We start from the raw sequence: 17,649 nt of genomic DNA, 5'->3' as shown, positions 1-17,649 counted from the left end.
GACGGCAACCCTGGAGATTCGCCATGAGTGAGCCAACGACTGCCGCGATGCTGAGTGGTCCGGAACTGCAAGGCCTCGATGAGTACCGTTCGGTCATGGATGTGTTCCGTACCTCGGTGAAGCGGTTCGCCGACAAGCCGGCCTTCTCCTGCATGGGGCAGGTGCTGACCTATGGCGAGCTCGACAAGCTGTCTCGGGACTTCGCCGCCTGGATCCAGCACGAGACCGATCTCGAGCCGGGGGATCGTATCGCCATCCAGCTGCCCAATGTGCTGCAGTTCCCGGTGGCCATGTTCGGGGCCATGCGCGCCGGCCTGGTGGTGGTCAATACCAACCCCCTCTATACCGAGCGGGAAATGACCCACCAGTTCAAGGACTCCGGGGCCAAGGCGATCCTGATCCTGGCCAATATGGCCGACAAGCTCGAGAAGATCCTCGACCAGACCGATATCCAGAAGGTGCTGGTCACCGAGCTCGGCGACCTGCACGGCTTCCCCAAGCGGCTACTGATCAATGCCGTGGTCAAGTACGTCAAGAAGCTGGTGCCCAAGTATTCCCTGCCCACGGCGATTCCCTTCCGCCAGGCGCTGGCCAAGGGGGCCGGCCATCAGGCTCGGGACGTGGAACTGAGCCTGGAAGACCTGGCGGTGCTGCAGTACACCGGCGGCACCACCGGTCGCGCCAAGGGCGCCATGCTGACTCACCGCAACCTGGTGGCCAATATGCTCCAGGCCCAGGCTGCCATCGGCGCCGGCCTCGGCGAGGGCTGCGAGACGGTGATCGCGCCGCTGCCCGTCTACCATATCTACACCTTCACGGTGAACTGCCTCTTCCTGGTGGAGACCGGCAATCATTCGGTGCTGATTCCCAATCCCCGCGACCTGGAGGGCTTCGTCAAGACCCTCAAGGGCATGCCGTTCACCGCCTTTATCGGCCTCAACACCCTCTTCAATGCCCTCTGTAACCGGGACGACTTCAAGGCCCTGGATTTCTCCCGGCTCAAGCTGACCATCTCCGGGGGCATGGCCCTGACCCACGCCGCCGCCGAGCGCTGGGAGCAGGTCACCGGCTGCCCGGTGGCGGAGGGCTATGGCATGACCGAGACCTCGCCCATCGTCACCTTCAACCCGGTGGATGCCATCCAGCTCGGCACCATCGGCAAGCCGGTGGCGGGGACCCGGGTCAAGGTGGTGGATGCCGAGGGGCAGGTGCTGCCCTTCGGCGAGCCCGGCGAGCTCTGCGTCCAGGGGCCCCAGGTGATGAAGGGCTACTGGAATCTGCCCGAGGAGACCGCCGAGGCGCTCGGCGAGGATGGCTGGATCGGCACCGGCGATATCGCCGTCCTCCAGGAGGACGGCTACGTGAAGATCGTCGATCGCAAGAAGGACATGATCGTGGTCTCCGGGTTCAACGTCTATCCCAACGAGGTGGAGGACGTGGTGGCCAGTCACCCAGACGTGGTCGAGGTGGCCGCGGTGGGGGTCCCCGACGACAATACCGGCGAGGCGGTCAAGCTGTTCGTGGTCAGCAAGAATCCCGACCTGGACGCCGAGACCCTGCGTGCCTGGTGCAAGAAGGAGCTCACCGGCTACAAGGTGCCCAAGACGGTGGAGTTCCGTGACGAACTGCCCAAGACCCCGGTGGGCAAGGTATTGCGCCGCGAGCTGCGCGATGGCGACAAGAGTGCCGCCTGACCGAGCCCGGTTAGGCGCCGCCGCCCGGCGGCGCTACAATGACTGCCCGCCCCGGCAATCCGGGGCGGGCAGTCTCTATAGCTAGCCGCCGATGAGGACGCCTTGAGTACCACCACCTCCCGACCCACCGCCGACCTGGCTCGCCTGGACGCCCTCGGCGCCCGGCTCGATCACTGCCTGCTGCGCGACCTTCCCGAACTGCGACGCCGCCTCGCCGGGCTGCGCCGCCGCGCCCGGGAAGGCAAGCCCATCGATCGCGGGCTGGATGGCCTGGAGAAGCGCCTGGCCGCCTCCGAGGCGATCCTGGCCGAGCGCCGGGGGCGTCCGGTGCACCTCGACTACCCCGCCGAGCTGCCGGTGGTGGAGCACCGGGAATCGATCCTCGAGGCGCTGCGCGACCACCAGGTGGTGGTGGTGGCCGGCGAGACCGGCTCCGGCAAGACCACCCAGTTGCCCAAGCTGTGCCTGGAGCTGGGCCTCGGCCGGCGCGGCCTGATCGGTCACACCCAGCCGCGGCGACTGGCGGCCCGCTCGGTGGCCACCCGCCTGGCCGAGGAGCTGGCGACCCCCCTGGGCGAGCAGGTGGGCTACCAGGTGCGCTTCACCGACCAGACCAGCGACGCCACCCTGATCAAGCTGATGACCGACGGCATCCTGCTGGCGGAGACCCAGCACGACCCGGACCTCTCCCGCTATGACGCGATCATCATCGACGAGGCCCACGAGCGCAGCCTCAATATCGACTTCCTGCTCGGCTACCTGAAGCGCCTCACCGAGCGTCGCCCCGACCTCAAGATCCTGATCACCTCGGCGACCATCGACGTGGAGCGCTTCTCTCGCCACTTCGCCCTGCCGGGAGCGAACGGCGAGGCGCGCCCGGCCCCGGTGGTGGAGGTCTCCGGGCGCACCTACCCGGTGGAGGTGCGCTACCGTCCCCTGGTGCGCGACGCCGAGGACGAGGCCGACCGCACCCTCCAGGAGGGCATCCTCCATGCGGTGGAGGAGATCGAGGCCATCGAGCGGGAGAAGGGCTGGCGCCACGGGCCCCGGGACGTGCTGATCTTCCTGCCCGGCGAGCGCGAGATCCGTGAGGCCGCCGATACCCTGCGCCGCGCCCAGCTGCGCGACACCGAGGTGCTGCCCCTCTATGCGCGGCTCTCCAACGCCGAGCAGAACCGGGTCTTCCAGCCCCACCGCGGGCGGCGCATCGTGCTCTCCACCAATGTCGCCGAGACCTCGCTGACGGTGCCGGGCATCCGCTACGTGATCGACCCGGGCCTGGTGCGCATCAGCCGCTACAGCTACCGGGCCAAGGTGCAGCGCCTGCCCATCGAGCCGGTCAGCCAGGCCAGCGCCGACCAGCGCAAGGGGCGCTGCGGGCGGGTCGCCGAGGGGGTCTGCATCCGCCTCTACGACGAGGAGGACTTCCTCGGCCGGCCGGCCTTTACCGAGCCGGAGATCCAGCGCACCAACCTGGCCTCGGTGATCCTCTCCATGCTGGCGCTGAAACTCGGCGAGATCGAGGCCTTCCCCTTCGTCGACGCCCCGGACCCCCGCTTTATCAAGGATGGCTTCCGGCTGCTCTTCGAGCTGGGCGCGGTAGACGAGGGCCAGCGTCTGACCGCCCTGGGACGGCGCCTGGCACGGCTGCCCATCGACCCGCGCCTGGCGCGCATGGTGCTGGCCGGGGCCGAGGGGGGCGGCCTGCGCGAGGTGTTGATCGTGGTCTCGGCGCTGGCGGTGCAGGACCCTCGGGAGCGCCCGGCGGAGAAGCGCCAGGCCGCCGATCAGGCCCATCGCCGCTGGGACGATCCCGACTCCGATTTCGTCGCCTGGCTGAATCTCTGGGAGGGCTTCGAGGCCGCCCGGGAGGAGCTCTCCGGCAACCAGCTGCGACGCTGGTGCCGCGAGCACTTCCTCAACTACCTGCGCCTGCGCGAGTGGCACGATACCTTCCGCCAGCTGCGTCAGCTGCTGCGCGATATGGAGATCACGGTGCCGGCGGCCAAGCCCTGGCCCAAGACCGGCGAGGGGGAGGCGGCGGTGAGCGAGCGCCGCGCCAATGCCCAGCGCCTGCACCAGGCCCTGCTGACCGGGCTGCTCTCGAATCTCGGCCAACTTACCGAGAACCGCGAATACCTGGGGGCACGCAACCGCAAGTTCATGATTCACCCCGGCTCCGGCCTGGCCAAGAAGTCCCCCAAGTGGGTGATGGCCGCCGAGCTGGTGGAGACCTCGCGGCTCTTCGCCCGCCAGGTGGCGCGCATCGAGCCCCAGTGGATCGAGCCCCTGGCCGGTCACCTGGTCAAGCGCAGCTACAGCGAGCCCCACTGGGAGATGAAGCGCGCCCAGGTGGTGGCCTTCGAGCAGGTGACCCTGTTCGGCCTGCCCATCGTCAACCGCCGCAAGGTCCACTATGGCCCCATCGCCCCCGTCGAGGCCCGGGAGCTGTTTATCCGCCGTGCCCTGGTGGAGGGCGAGTTCAGGACCCGCGGCGAGTTCTTCGCCCATAACCGCGCCCTGATCGAGGAGGTGGAGGAGCTCGAGGATCGCGCCCGCAAGCGCGATATCCTGGTCGATGAGGAGGCGCTGTTCGCCTTCTATGACGCTCGGCTGCCCGAGGAGATCGTCAACGGCAAGGGCTTCGAGCACTGGCGGCAGCAGGCCGAGGCCGAGGATCCCGAGATCCTCAAGTTCGACAAGGCGGCGCTGATGGCCCGGGAGGCGCAAGAGGTCACCGCCGCCCAGTACCCGGACCAGCTGAGCCTGAACGGCGTCAGCTACCCGCTGAGCTACCATTTCCAGCCCGGTGCCGAGGATGACGGCGTGACCCTGACGGTGCCGGCGGCCATGTTGGGGCAGCTGCCGGCGGCGCGCCTCGACTGGCTGGTGCCGGGGCTGTTGCGGGAGAAGTGCATCGGCCTGCTCAAGGGGTTGCCCAAGGCGATTCGCCGCCAGGTGGTGCCGATCCCCGACTGGGTGGACGCGGCCCTGGAGCGCCTGGTACCGGACGATACCCCGCTGACCGCGGCCCTCGGCGAGTTCCTGCGGGTCAAGACCGGCCTGCGCCTGGCGCCCGATGACTGGAACGAGGCGCAGCTCGAGCCCCACCTGCGCATCAACCTGCGGGTGGTCGATCACGAGGGCCGCGAGCTCGGTCAGGGGCGCGACCTGGAGGCCCTCAAGGCGCGCTTCAGCGAGGCCGCCAGCGCCGGCGCCCGGGCCCTGGCGGAGGCGGTGCAGGGGGCCTCCGCCACCCGGGTGGAGGCGCTGCCGGAGGAGGCCCTGCCCGAGTCCCGGGTCACCACCCAGGCGGGCATCCGGGTGGAGGCCTATCCGGCCCTGGCGGAGGCGGACGGCGGCCTGGCGGTGGAGCTCTTCGAGCACCCCGACAAGGCCCGGGAAGCGCATCGCCACGGCATCAAGCGCCTGGCCATGCGCGAGCTGCCGGATCAGGTCAAGGCGCTGGGCAGGTTGCCCGGCCTCGACAAGTGCGCCCTGCTGTTCGCCAAGGTGGGCAGCAAGCGCCAGTTGGTGGATGACCTGGTGGCGGCGGTCTTCCTGGAGGTGATGGCCGAGGAGCCGCTGCCGCGCTCCCGGGCGGAGTTCGCGGCGCGCCTCGACGCCCAGGCCGCCGAGCTGCTGCCCCGGGGCGAGGCCAGGGTGGCGCTGCTGGAGCGGGCCCTGAGCGGCCACCTGGCAGTGACCAAGGCGTTGAAAGGCAACCTCAGTTTCGCCCTGGCCCTGGTATACAGTGACATCAAGGCCCAGATGCAGCGCCTGGTGCACCCCGGCTTTATCGCCGAGGCGGGGCCCTGGCTGGAGCACTACCCGCGCTATATGGAGGCCGCCGCCATTCGCCTGGAGAAGGCGCCCCGGGAGCGCATGCGCGACCAGATGCTGATGCAGGAAGTGCACGCTTTCGAGACGCGGCTGGCGGAGTGCCAGGCGGCGAACCGCCGCGCCGGACGCGAGGATCCCCGCCTGGTGGAGTTCGGCTGGTGGATCGAGGAGCTGCGCGTGTCGCTGTTCGCCCAGCAACTCGGCACCCGGATGCCGGTCTCCGCCAAGCGGCTGGAGAAACGCTGGGCGGAGCTGATCGAGCGCGGCTGATCAAGGATGGCCGGGCGCCGCGGGCGGCCGGCACAGGAGAGCAAGATGACGACAGCGGTAATTTCCGGTTCGGGCCTCTTTACCCCGGCTCATGCCATCGACAATGACGCCCTGGTGGCGGCCTTCAATGCCTGGGTGGATACGGAGAATGCCCGCCACGCCGAGGCCATCGCGGCGGGGGAGCGCGAGCCCCTGGCGCACTCCAGCAGCGACTTTATCGTCAAGGCCTCGGGCATCCACAGCCGCTATGTGCTGGATGCCGAGGGCATCCTCGACCCGGCGCGGATGCGCCCCCGGCTGCCCCGACGCGGTAACGACGAGCTGTCCATTCAGGCCGAGATGGGCCTGGCCGCGGCCACCCAGGCCCTGGAGCGGGCCGGCGTGGCGGCGGACGAGATCGAGCTGGTGATCGTCGCTTGCTCCAACCTGGAGCGCCCCTATCCGGCGGTGGCGGTGGAGCTCCAGGCGGCGCTCGGCGCCGGCGGCCACGCCTTCGACATGAACGTGGCCTGCTCCTCGGCCACCTTCGCCCTGGAGCTGGCCAGCAACGCCATCCGCGCCGGCAGCATCCGCCGCGCCCTGGTGGTCAACCCGGAGATCTGCTCGGCGCACCTCAATTTCCGCGACCGGGACAGCCACTTCATCTTCGGCGACGCCTGTACCGCCCTGGTGGTGGAGGCCGACGAGGTGGCCAGGGCCCCCGGCGCCTTCGAGATCCTCGGCACCCGCCTGACCACCCGCTTCTCCAATGCCATCCGCAATAACGCCGGCTTCCTCAATCGGGTCACCGACAGCGACCCCCAGGCCCTGGACAAGCTCTTCGTCCAGGAGGGGCGGCGGGTCTTCAAGGAGGTCTGCCCGATGGTGGCGGCGCTGATCACTGATCACCTGGCGAGCCTGGAACTGGCCGGCGACGACCTGTCGCGACTCTGGCTGCACCAGGCCAACCGGCACATGAATGACCTGATCGCCCGCAAGGTGCTGGGCCGGGATCCCACGCCGGAACAGGCGCCGGTGATCCTTGACCGCTACGCCAACACCAGCTCGGCGGGCTCGATCATCGCCTTCCATCTGCACCGGGACGATCTGCCTTCCGGGGCCCTGGGGGTGGTGTGCTCCTTCGGCGCCGGGTACAGTGCCGGCAGCGTAATCCTGCGTAAGGCATAAAATGAGTGTGGTGTCGGAGGGGAAATCGATGAATGGCAAGGGGTGGCGGGACACGGGAGGGCCGCTGGGCCGCTGGGCGCTGGTGGTGATGGCGACCATGCTGCTGGCCGGCTGCGCCGGGCGCGTCGCGGTGGAAGATCGCCATCCGGACGATCCCTGGGAGGGCTTCAACCGCGGCGTCTACGCCTTCAATGATGCGCTGGACCGGGCCCTGCTGCGTCCGGCGGCGGTGGCCTATGACACCGTGGCTCCGGAGCCTGTGCAGCTGGGGGTCGGCAACTTCTTCGCCAACCTGGGGGAGCTGCGCACCGTCCTCAACAGCCTGCTGCAGGCCAAGCCCGCCAATGCCGGTATCGCCACCGGCCGCTTCGTGCTCAACTCCACGGTGGGCATGCTGGGCCTGGTGGATGTGGCCAGCGACATGGGCATCGTCGCCGACAAGGAGGACTTCGGTCAGACCCTGGCGGTCTGGGGCCTGGGGGAAGGCCCCTACCTGATGCTTCCCCTGTTCGGGCCCAGTACCGTTCGCGATACCGCCGGCCTGCCGGTGGACTGGGTCACTTACCCCACCCACCAGCTCGATGACTTCGAGCTGGAACTCTTCCTCACCGCCCTGAACCTGGTCGACAAGCGTGCCGGCCTGCTGGACCAGGAGGCGCTGATCCAGGGGGATCGCTACAGCTTCATTCGCGACGCCTACCTGCAGCGGCGTCGCTTCGAGGTCAGCGATGGTGAGCTGGGCGACGACCCCTTCGCCGGCGAGGAGTTCGACTTCGATGACGCGGACTTCGACTTCGGCGACGAGGCCGACTAAGGCAGGACGCTTATGGTCAGTCAACGACGCCTGATCGGCGTGCTGGATCGGCCGGGGCAGGATCGTGATGCCCTGGCCGAGGCGATCGCCAAGGGGCCCTTCGCGGTGGCCGCGGCGGAGCGCCTCGAGGACCTGCCCGAGGAGACCGCCCTGGTGGTGGCCCATGTGCGGGCGGTGCCCAGCCATCAGTGGGCCGCGCTCTCGGCGACCCTGCCGACCCTGGTGGTCAGCGAGTCACGCCTCGACAGCGACCTGCTGGCGGCGGTGGCGGCGGGCACCGTGGACTATATCGTGCGCCCCCTGAAGCATGCCGAGCTGCTGCGGCTGATGATCGCCAAGGTGCTCGAGAATCACGAGCTGGCCCGGGAGCATGCCCAGGACCGCCAGCGCCTGGCGGAGCTCAACGAGAGCCTCGAGACCCACCTGGCGCTGCTGCGCCTGGATCAGCAGGCGGGGGGGCATATCCAGCGCAAGCTGCTGCCGCCCCGGCCGCTGACGGTCAACGGCGTGTGCTGCGATTACTGGCTGGCGCCGTCGCTCTATCTCTCCGGGGACTTCCTCGATTTTCAGCGCTTCGATGAACGCTACAGCGTCTTCTACTTCGCCGACGTCTCGGGGCATGGCGCCTCCTCGGCCTTCGTCACCGTGCTGCTCAAGTACCTGTGCAACCGCTGGCTGACCGAGTGGGACGGCGAGGCCCCCGAGTCCTTGCCGGCCGAGTGGCTCGATGCCCTCAACCGGGAGCTGCTGGATACCGGCATCGGCAAGCATGCCACCCTCTTCGTGGGGGTCATCGACCACGCGGCCCATCGGCTGTACTATTCGCTGGGGGCCCAGCTGCCGATGCCGCTGCTGGAGGCCCACGGCGAGGTCCACCCCCTGGCGGGGGAGGGCATGCCGGTGGGGCTCTTCCCTCAGGTGGCCTATCCCAGCCTGGTGTGCGAGCTGCCGGCGAACTTCCGGCTGTGGCTCTGCTCCGATGGCGTATTGGAGTGTCTAAAAGGAGAGACCCTGGCGGTACGGCTCAAGGAACTCGAGCGCCTGGCCCTGGCCTGCGATGGCGTCGCGGCCCTGCGCCGCCGCCTGGCCCTGGGGGAGATCGGGGCCGACGACGATGGCCTGGTTCAGGACGCCCCGGGCCACGATGACTTACCCGATGACCTGACCATCATGACCTTGAGCGGTTTCGACCATGATAATGCATGAGGGGCGATTGAAGGCGGCCTTCGAGTCCGGCGTCTTCGTGCTCAAACTGTGCGGGGACGTGCGCCTGACGCTGTGCGCGACCCTGGACAATCAGGTGCAGCGCCTGGCCGAGATGCCGGGGCTTACCGCGGTGATGATCGACCTGCGCGAGGCCAGCAACGTGGACTCCACGGCGCTGGGCTTCCTGGCCAAGGTGGCCATGGCGGTGAAGGGGCGCCTCGAGCAGCCGCCGACCATCGTCGCCGATCATCCCGACGTGCGGCGCATGCTCGACGTCATGGGCTTCGCCCACTACTTCAACCTGGTGGAGGCGCCGTTGACCGAACCGGCCCAGCTCGATGACCTGCCGCTGGTGGAGGCGGACGAGGCGGCCATGCAGCAGCGTATCCTCGAGGCCCACCGCATCCTGATGCGCATGAACGAGCATAATCGCGAGCAGTTCCAGCCCCTGGTGGAGCTCCTCGAGTCCCAGCAGCCCCAGGAACACTGAGGCGGCCTAGCTTCCCAACACAAGCAAACGCCCCGGCCATGGCCGGGGCGTTGCGTTTACGGTCCGCAACGCGCTTAGCGGCGCAGTTCGGCCAGCAGATCCTCCAGCTTGCGCTGGTCGGCCATGAACTTGCGGATCCCTTCGGCGAGCTTCTCGGTGGCCATGGCGTCTTCGTTGAGGGCCCAGCGGAATTCGATCTCGTCCAGGGGTTCCCCCGCCGAGGCTTCGGCATCGTCCACCGGCGCCAGGCGGCGGGGCAGGGGGCCCGCATCCGCGGCCAACTGTTCGAGCAGGGCCGGGGAGATGGTCAGCTTGTCGCAGCCGGCCAGGGCCTCGATCTCGCCCTGGTTGCGGAAGCTGGCCCCCATGACGACGGTCTTGTAGCCCTGGCCCTTGTAGTGCTCGTAGATGCGCCGCACCGACTGCACGCCCGGGTCATTGTCGCCGGAGAAATCGGCCTCCGGTTGCTGGGCCTTGTGCCAGTCGAGGATGCGCCCCACGAAGGGGGAGATCAGGGTGACGCCGGCGTCGGCACAGGCCTGGGCCTGGGCGAAGCTGAACAGCAGGGTGAGGTTGGTATGGATGCCCTCGCGCTCCAGCTGCTGGGCGGCGCGGATGCCCTCCCAGGTGGCGGCGACCTTGATCAGGATGCGCTCGCGGCCCACGCCATGCCGTTCGTAGCGGTCGATCAGGTGCCGGGCGCGATCCAGGGTGGCCTGGGTATCGAAGGAGAGGCGGGCGCTGACCTCGGTGGAGACATAGCCGGGGACCAGGGCGGCGATCTCGCTGCCGATCTCCACCGCCACGGTGTCCAGGGCGTCATCGATATCGGTGCAGTGGCGGGCGATCTCGGCCAGCCGCGCCCGGCGCTCGGCCTGTTGGGCCGCCTGCAGGATCAGCGAGGGGTTGGTGGTGGCGTCCTGGGGCAGGAAGCGGCGAATGGCCTCCAGGTCGCCGGTGTCGGCGACCACGGTGGTCATCGCCTTGAGTTGGGTCAACTTGTCTTGGGCCATAGGGGTGTCCTGGGTTCCGAGGGGCGTTTTTCTTACTCTATCAGCCGCTTGGGTAGGCGCCTAGCCGGGCTGGGCGCTTGGTGGAATCGCGGGTATAATTAGCAACCTACCTTTTCCCCTGGAGGCCTGCTTGACTCTCGACCCTCGCCGCCTGGCGCTGCTGGTGGCCGCCAACACCGCCCTGGCGCCCTTCGCCATCGATGCCTACCTGCCCGCCATGGGCGCCCTTGCCGAGTCCATCGGCGCCAGTATCCACCGTACCGAGCTCTCCCTGAGTGTCTTCCTGGCCGGTTTCGCCCTGGGCCAGTTGCTGTTCGGCCCGCTCTCGGATCGCCTCGGACGTCGTCCGGTGCTGCTGGGGGGCCTGGTGGTCTTCCTGCTGGCCAGCCTGGCCATTACCCAGGTGGAATCGCTATCCACGCTGCTCGCCTGGCGCTTCGTCCAGGCCCTGGGTGGCGGGGCCACGGTGGTCAACTCGGCGGCCATCGTGCGCGACTGCTTCAGCGGTCGCGAGGCGGCCAAGGTGATGTCCACCATGGCCATGATCATGCTGCTGGCACCGCTCGCGGCGCCGGTGGTGGGCAGCGGCCTGCTGCACCTGGGCGACTGGTGGCTGATCTTCGTCTTCCTGGCCGCCTATGCCGCCTTCCTGCTGTGGCTACTGGGCACCAAACTGCCGGAGACCCGCAGCCGCGACTGGCCGGCCGCCTCGCCGCGCCAGATGCTGGGCAACTACGCCAGCGTGCTGACCCACCGCGAGAGCCTGGGCTATATCTGCGCCGCGGCCATGACCTTCGCCGGCCTGTTCGCCTTTATCACCGCCTCGCCCTTCGTCTATCTGCAGCACTTCGGCGTCTCGCCGTCTCTCTATCCGCTGCTGTTCGGCGCCAATGTGGTGACCATGCTGGCCTCCAATCGCCTCAATATGCGCCTGCTGCGCCGCTATACGCCCCAGCAGAACCTGCGTCTGGGACTCGCCATCCAGTTGAGCGCCGGCCTGGGGCTGGTGGCGATGATGGCCAGCGGCCTGGAGTCGCTGTGGCTGGTGGTGCCGCTGGTCATGCTGTTCGCCGGCACCATCGGCCTGGTGGCCCCCAATGCCATTACCTCGCTGCTGGACAATTTCCCGCAGATGAGTGCCACCGCCACCGCCCTGCAGGGCAGCATCCAGTTCAGTTGCGGCGCCCTGGCCGGGGTCCTGGTGGGGGGCTTCGAGATCGACAGCCTCTGGCCCATGGTGCTGACCATGCTGGGGGCGACCCTGATCGGCAACCTGGGCCTGCGCCTGCTGGCGCCACGACCGACCCATGGCTGAGGGGCTTTGGCTGGAGATGACGCCCGCCACCTGGGGCGCCTGCGCCCTGGTGCTGATGCTGGGGGCCCTGGTGCAGCGCATCACCGGCTTCGGCCTGGCGGTGGTGGGGGCGCCGCTGCTGCTGATGCTGGAGCCGCGGCTGGTGCCGGTGATCCTGGTGATCTTCGGCCTGCTGGTGTCGCTGATGATGGTGCGCCGCTATTACCGGGAGATCCGCCTGGACGCCATCGGCATGGCCCTGGTGGGGCGCCTGCCGGGCAATGCCCTGGGCCTGTGGCTGCTGGTGGCCGCGCCCCTGGTGGTACTGGAGAAGGTGATCGCGCTGATCGTGCTGAGCGCCGTGGCGATCACCCTGGGGCGCTTCCGGCTGCCGGTCAATCGCGCCAGCCTGTTCGGCGCCGGGGTGGTGTCGGGGATCTTCGGCACCGTGGCGGCCATCGGCGGCCCGCCCCTGGCGCTGCTGCTGCACGGCCTGCCGCCGGATCGCCTGCGCGGCAACCTGGCCGCCTACTTTATCGTCACCGCCAGCCTGACCCTGGCGCTGCTGGCCCTGGCGGGGCGGGTCGGCGTCTGGCACCTGCAGCTGGCGCTCAGTTTCCTGCCGGCGATCCTCGTCGGCCACCTGCTGGGGGCCTGGCTGGCGCCGCGCCTGGATGCCCGCGCCATCCAGTATGGCTCCCTCACCGTCTGCACCCTGGCGGCCCTGGTGCTGCTCTTCTAGACGATCTCATCCCTGTCACGAAGCTGTCATTTTCGTCGGGCAGAGTGTCTCCACGTCAAGGCAGAACCTCTTCGACCGACAGGAGTGACTCGCATGAACCGTATCCTCAAGAGCCGCGTTTTCAAGACCACGGTGATCGCCGCCGCCGTGATGGGTGTGGCCGGCGTGGCCCAGGCCCGCGACCAGATCCGCATCGTGGGGTCGAGCACCGTCTATCCCTTCGCCAGCTACGTCACCGAGGAGTTCGGTGCGGTGACCAGCTACCCGACCCCGGTCATCGAGTCCACCGGTTCCGGCGGCGGTATCCGCCTGTTCTGTAACGGCGTGGGCGAGGGCACCCCGGATATCTCCAACGCCTCGCGCCGCATCAAGTCCAGCGAGCTGGAGCGCTGCGCCGAGAACGGCGTGACCGACGTCACCGAGGTGAAGATCGGCTCCGACGGCATCGTCTTCGCCCAGTCCAGCAGCAACGAGGGCATGGAGCTGACCCTGGAGCAGCTGTTCCTGGCGGTGGCCGCCCAGGTGCCGGTGGATGGCGAGCTGGTGGATAACCCCTACGCCAAGTGGAGCGATATCGACGCTTCCCTGCCGGATCGCGAGATCTCCGTCTACGGGCCGCCCAGCACCTCCGGCACCCGCGACGCCTTCGAGGAGCTGGTGATGGAAGCCGCCTCCGAGGAACTGGAGGCCTACGGCGGCGAGGCCTACACCGAGATTCGCGCCGATGGCGCCTATATCGATGCCGGCGAGAACGACAACCTGATCGTCCAGCGCCTTACCGAGGACACCGATTCCTTCGGCATCTTCGGCTACTCCTTCCTGGTCGAGAACGCCAACAGCCTGGTCGCCAGCAGCATCGAGGGCGTCGAGCCGACCCCCGAGGCGATCAGCGCCGGCGACTATCCGATCGCCCGCTCGCTGTTCTTCTACGTCAAGAACCAGCACGCCGAGGAAGTGACACCGCTGTATGAGTACGTCGACATGTTCGTCTCCGAGACCATGATCGGCGAGGGTGGCTACCTGACCGATATCGGCCTGATCCCGCTGCCCGAGGCCGAGCGCGAGCTGGCCCGCGAGCGCGTCGCCCAGCGTGGCACCCTGCAGCTCGCCGACCTCTAAGGCGGCATCGGGCAAGGACGCCTGACCCGGCCGGCAGCCCAGGCTGCCGGCCGTCGCACGTTGCGGCGCCGCCCGCCGTCTCATTCGTCATCGAGAGAACCCTATGCAGACCGATCAACTCCTAGCACTGTTCAGCGGCGTGCTGCTGCTGCTGGGTCTGATGGCCTTCTTCCTGGGGCGTGCCAAGGCCGCGCGGGTACGCGCCGGCGGCACGGCCATGTTCGCCCAGCCCGACCAATATGCCTGGTTCGCGGTGCTGACCACCGCCGGCCCGGCCATCCTGGTGGGAGGGCTGAGCGCCTTCCTGATGCTGTTGCTGGGCGCCGAGATTCCGCCCCTCTACCTGCTCGCCGGCAGCCTGGCCGTGGCCGCGCTGGGCCTGGCCGTGGGGGTCCGCCAGGTGAAGCCGGACTTCCATGCCCGCCAGGCCATCGAGCGGGTGATCCGCTGGATCCTGGTGGGGGCGGCGCTGATCTCCATCTTCACCACCTTCGGCATCCTCTTCTCGATCATCTTCGAGGCGCTGCGCTTCTTCCAGATGCACAGCTTCTGGGACTTTATCACCGGCACGGTGTGGAACCCGGGGGCCAGCTTCCTGGCCGCCGCCGGCCGTGCCGAGGAGGGCGCCAGCGCGGCCCAGTTCGGCTCGGTGCCGCTGTTCGCCGGCACCTTCATGATCACCGCCATCGCCATGCTGGTGGCGATTCCCGTGGGCCTGCTGGCGGCCATCTATATGGCGGAGTTCGCCCCCAAGCGGGTGCGCACCCTGGCCAAGCCGACCCTGGAGGTCCTGGCCGGCATTCCCACCGTGGTCTACGGCTTCTTCGCCGCCATCACGGTGGCGCCGCTGATCGTCAACCTGGCGGGCTTCTTCGGCCTGGACGCCTCCTTCAACAACGCCGTGGCGCCGGGGGTGGTGATGGGCATCATGATCATCCCCTTTATCTCCTCGCTCTCCGACGACGTCATCAACTCGGTGCCCGACAGCATGCGTCAGGGCTCGCTGGCGCTGGGCATGACCAAGGGCGAGACGATTCGCGATGTGGTGATTCCCGCGGCCCTGCCGGGGATCATCTCCGCCTCCCTGCTGGCGGTCTCCCGGGCGCTGGGCGAGACCATGATCGTGGTGATGGCCGCCGGCATGCGCCCCAACCTCACCGCCAACCCGTTGGAGGACATGACCACGGTGACGGTGCGCATCGTCGCGGCGCTGACCGGGGACCTGGAGTTCGAGAGCGCCGAGACCCTCTCCGCCTTCGCCCTGGGGCTGGTGCTCTTCGCGGTGACCCTGACGCTCAACCTGGTGTCGGTGCTGATGATCCGTCGCTTCCGCGAGAAGTACCGCGTCAATAACCTCTAACCCCCGAGGATCTAGCGAGATGAGTCAATCCTTCGACGAGATCAGCGCCCAGCTCAAGCGCCGCCACCGCAAGTCGACGCGGCTGAAGTGGCTCTCCATGGGGGCCCTGGGGCTGGCCGGCCTGTTCCTGGTGCTGTTCTTCGCCGATATGCTGGGCAAGGGGCTACCGGCCTTCCAGCAGGCGCAGGTCCGCGTGGAGATCGATTACAACGAGGACGCCACCCGCATGGGGCGCGCGGCCCTGGATCCCGAGGTGTCGCGGCTGGTGAGCCGCACCTTCGAGCGGCTGATTCCCGGCATGCTGCGCGACGATCCCGAGCTGCTGGGTACCACCGAGACCCGCTGGGTGCTGGCCAATGCCCAGGTGGATCAGTACCTCAAGGGGCACACGCATCGCCTCAACGCGGCGCAGCAGGCCACCGTCGACCGGCTGGCGGAAGAAGGCAACGTGGCGCTGAAGTTCAACACCACCTTCTTTACCAGCGGCGACTCCAAGATGGCCGAGGCCTCGGGGATCCTCGCCGCGGCCCTGGGTACGGTGATGACCCTGCTGGTGACCCTGGCCATCGCCTTCCCCATCGGCGTGATGACCGCGGTCTATCTCGAGGAGTTCGCCCCGGACAACCGCTTGACCCAGATCATCGAGATCAATATCAACAACCTGGCGGCGATACCCTCGATCCTCTTCGGCCTGCTGGGGCTGGCGATCTTTATCAGCTTCTTCGGCGTACCGCGCTCCTCGCCCCTGGTGGGCGGCATGACGCTGGCGCTGATGACCCTGCCGGTGATCATCATCGCCACCCGCACGGCGCTGCGCAGCGTGCCGGATTCCATCCGCCATGCCGCCTTCGGCGTCGGCTGCTCGCGCTGGCAGGTGGTGCGCGACCATGTGCTGCCGCTGGCCATGCCCGGCATCATGACCGGGTCGATCATCGGCCTGGCCCAGGCCATGGGCGAGACCGCGCCGCTGATCATCGTCGGCATGGTGGCCTTTATCCCCGATGTCAGTGCTACCTTTACCGAGGCCGCCACCGTGCTGCCGGCGCAGATCTTCACCTGGGCGGGGGAACCCGACAAGGCCTTCGTCGAGAAGACCGCCGGGGGCATCCTGGTGCTGCTGGCGATCCTGATCTTCCTCAATGCCACCGCCGTGGTACTGCGCAAGAAATTCGAGCGTCGCTGGTAAGCCCGGCGCGTTACAGAGGACACTCTCCATGAATATGCAAGCCGCTCCCCGTCATACCGCCGGTACCGCTCCCCAGGTGGGGCAGCCGCATACCCGCAACGATCAGGCCTGCCATGACCTGAGCATCCGGGTCCGCGACCTCAACCTCTGGTATGGCCAGACCCAGGCGCTCAAGAACCTCAATATTGACCTCTTCGAGAAGAACGTCACCGCCCTGATCGGTCCCTCCGGCTGCGGCAAGTCGACCTTCCTGCGCTGCCTCAACCGCATGAACGACCTGATCCCCAGCGTGCGCATCGAGGGCCTGGTGGAGATGGACGGGCGCGACGTCAACGCCACCAGGATGGACGAGGTGGCCCTGCGTCGCCGGGTGGGCATGGTCTTCCAGAAGCCCAACCCCTTCCCCAAGTCGATCTACGAGAACATCGCCTATGCGCCGCGCATGCACGACCTGGTGAGCCGCAAGGCGGAGCAGGACGAGCTGGTGGAGAAGGCGCTGCGCGATGCCGGCCTGTGGAACGAGGTCAAGGACAAGCTCCACGAGCCGGGCACCTCGCTCTCCGGGGGCCAGCAGCAGCGCCTGTGCATCGCCCGGGCCATCGCCGTGCAGCCCGATGTCATCCTGATGGACGAGCCCACCTCGGCGCTGGACCCCATCTCCACCGCCACCATCGAAGACCTGATGGACAAGCTCAAGCAGCAGTTCACCATCGTCACCGTGACCCACAACATGCAGCAGGCGGCGCGGGTGGCGGATTACACCGCCTTCTTCCACCTGGGCGAGATCGTCGAGTACAACGACACCAAGACGATGTTCTCCAACCCGGCCACCAAGAAGGCCGAGGACTATATCACCGGCCGTTACGGCTAAGCGGGACGCTAGGGGCATCGAAAACGATGACGGGGAGGCCAAGCGGCCTCCCCGTCGTCGTGTCCGGTGCGCCGTCATGGGGCTGTCATAAGAGGGCGCTATATATGGTTTTCCACATGTATAACGGAGCCTCTCCATGACCCGCCGCCGCGTGCTCTTCCTCTGCCAAGCCAATTCCGCCCGCTCCTTGATGGGCGAGGCGCTGCTGCGCCATCTGGCCGGCGACGCCTATGCGGCCTTCAGCGCCGGCAGCGCGCCGGACCGCCCCCATGAACTGACCCTGGCGGCCCTCGAGGCCCAGGGCATCGCCACCCAGGGCCTGGCCAGCCAGTCCCTCGACGACTTCGCCGGGGAACACTTCGATGCGGTGATCGTGCTCTGCGACAAGGCCCGGCAGGCCTGTCGCGACTGGCGCGGCAGCGCCGACGAGCGCCTCTACTGGGATATCCGCGACCCGCGCCTGATCGACCGCCCCGATGCCTATGCCCAGGCCCTGCAGGAGATCCGCCGGCGGCTCGACCTCTGGTTGGCCAGCCGGCGCCATGACACCCGACCGTAATAATTCGCTGTTACTAATGTA

14 protein-coding genes are annotated in these 17,649 nt (G+C 68.1%); 13 read left to right on the top strand and 1 reads right to left on the bottom strand.

What is annotated here, in order from left to right:
• The first annotated feature begins 23 nt into the window (after positions 1-23).
• The 6 genes from ACQ1W9_RS12975 (at position 24) to ACQ1W9_RS12950 (ending at position 9,484) form a co-directional block, all read left to right on the top strand.
• Positions 24-1,694, top strand: a complete 1,671-nt coding sequence (locus tag ACQ1W9_RS12975; protein ID WP_431023750.1) for an AMP-binding protein — start codon at positions 24-26, stop codon at positions 1,692-1,694.
• A gap of 102 nt (positions 1,695-1,796) precedes the next feature.
• Entirely contained in the window at positions 1,797-5,807 is a 4,011-nt protein-coding gene (gene hrpA / locus ACQ1W9_RS12970; RefSeq protein ID WP_431023749.1) for an ATP-dependent RNA helicase HrpA, read from the top strand.
• 45 nt (positions 5,808-5,852) lie between these two features.
• Complete coding sequence (locus ACQ1W9_RS12965) at positions 5,853-6,974, top strand: beta-ketoacyl-ACP synthase III (protein ID WP_431023748.1); 1,122 nt, start codon at positions 5,853-5,855, stop codon at positions 6,972-6,974.
• Positions 6,975-7,002: 28 nt separating this feature from the next.
• Positions 7,003-7,788 (top strand): MlaA family lipoprotein, encoded by a 786-nt coding sequence (locus tag ACQ1W9_RS12960; RefSeq protein WP_431023747.1) that lies wholly within the window; start codon positions 7,003-7,005, stop codon positions 7,786-7,788.
• Positions 7,789-7,800: 12 nt separating this feature from the next.
• The gene (locus ACQ1W9_RS12955) at positions 7,801-8,994 is read left to right on the top strand and encodes a PP2C family protein-serine/threonine phosphatase (RefSeq protein WP_431023746.1); all 1,194 of its coding nucleotides are present in this window, start codon (positions 7,801-7,803) and stop codon (positions 8,992-8,994) included.
• Complete coding sequence (locus ACQ1W9_RS12950; RefSeq protein WP_146804094.1) at positions 8,981-9,484, top strand: STAS domain-containing protein; 504 nt, start codon at positions 8,981-8,983, stop codon at positions 9,482-9,484. The genes ACQ1W9_RS12955 and ACQ1W9_RS12950 overlap by 14 nt, the downstream gene beginning before the upstream one ends.
• Positions 9,485-9,558: 74 nt before the next feature.
• Here the strand turns inward: ACQ1W9_RS12950 and tal are convergent, their stop codons facing one another.
• Positions 9,559-10,497, bottom strand: a complete 939-nt coding sequence (gene tal / locus ACQ1W9_RS12945) for a transaldolase (RefSeq protein WP_431023745.1) — start codon at positions 10,495-10,497, stop codon at positions 9,559-9,561.
• 130 nt (positions 10,498-10,627) lie between these two features.
• Between tal and ACQ1W9_RS12940 the strand changes: the two genes are divergently transcribed.
• The 7 genes from ACQ1W9_RS12940 (at position 10,628) to ACQ1W9_RS12910 (ending at position 17,628) form a co-directional block, all read left to right on the top strand.
• Complete coding sequence (locus ACQ1W9_RS12940; protein WP_431023744.1) at positions 10,628-11,812, top strand: Bcr/CflA family multidrug efflux MFS transporter; 1,185 nt, start codon at positions 10,628-10,630, stop codon at positions 11,810-11,812.
• On the top strand, positions 11,805-12,533 hold the full coding sequence (locus ACQ1W9_RS12935) for a TSUP family transporter (RefSeq protein WP_431023743.1): 729 nt from the start codon (positions 11,805-11,807) through the stop codon (positions 12,531-12,533). The genes ACQ1W9_RS12940 and ACQ1W9_RS12935 overlap by 8 nt, the downstream gene beginning before the upstream one ends.
• A 93-nt stretch (positions 12,534-12,626) precedes the next feature.
• Positions 12,627-13,652 carry a substrate-binding domain-containing protein gene (locus ACQ1W9_RS12930; RefSeq protein ID WP_431023742.1) on the top strand — a complete coding sequence of 342 codons (1,026 nt, stop codon included), beginning with the start codon at positions 12,627-12,629 and terminating at the stop codon, positions 13,650-13,652.
• 103 nt (positions 13,653-13,755) lie between these two features.
• Complete coding sequence (pstC, locus tag ACQ1W9_RS12925) at positions 13,756-15,012, top strand: phosphate ABC transporter permease subunit PstC (protein ID WP_431023741.1); 1,257 nt, start codon at positions 13,756-13,758, stop codon at positions 15,010-15,012.
• Between the two features lie 19 nt (positions 15,013-15,031).
• Positions 15,032-16,198 (top strand): phosphate ABC transporter permease PstA, encoded by a 1,167-nt coding sequence (gene pstA, locus ACQ1W9_RS12920; RefSeq protein WP_431023740.1) that lies wholly within the window; start codon positions 15,032-15,034, stop codon positions 16,196-16,198.
• A gap of 34 nt (positions 16,199-16,232) precedes the next feature.
• Complete coding sequence (gene pstB / locus ACQ1W9_RS12915) at positions 16,233-17,069, top strand: phosphate ABC transporter ATP-binding protein PstB (protein ID WP_346063245.1); 837 nt, start codon at positions 16,233-16,235, stop codon at positions 17,067-17,069.
• 136 nt (positions 17,070-17,205) lie between these two features.
• Positions 17,206-17,628 (top strand): arsenate reductase ArsC, encoded by a 423-nt coding sequence (locus tag ACQ1W9_RS12910; RefSeq protein ID WP_431023739.1) that lies wholly within the window; start codon positions 17,206-17,208, stop codon positions 17,626-17,628.
• Positions 17,629-17,649: the final 21 nt, after the last annotated feature.

The sequence above is a fragment of the Halomonas sp. H5 genome, assembly GCF_050613175.1.
Classification (GTDB): domain Bacteria; phylum Pseudomonadota; class Gammaproteobacteria; order Pseudomonadales; family Halomonadaceae; genus Bisbaumannia; species Bisbaumannia salifodinae.
The sequence above is the reverse complement of the archived record's forward strand: the minus strand, read 5'-3'. Positions and strand labels throughout refer to the sequence as shown.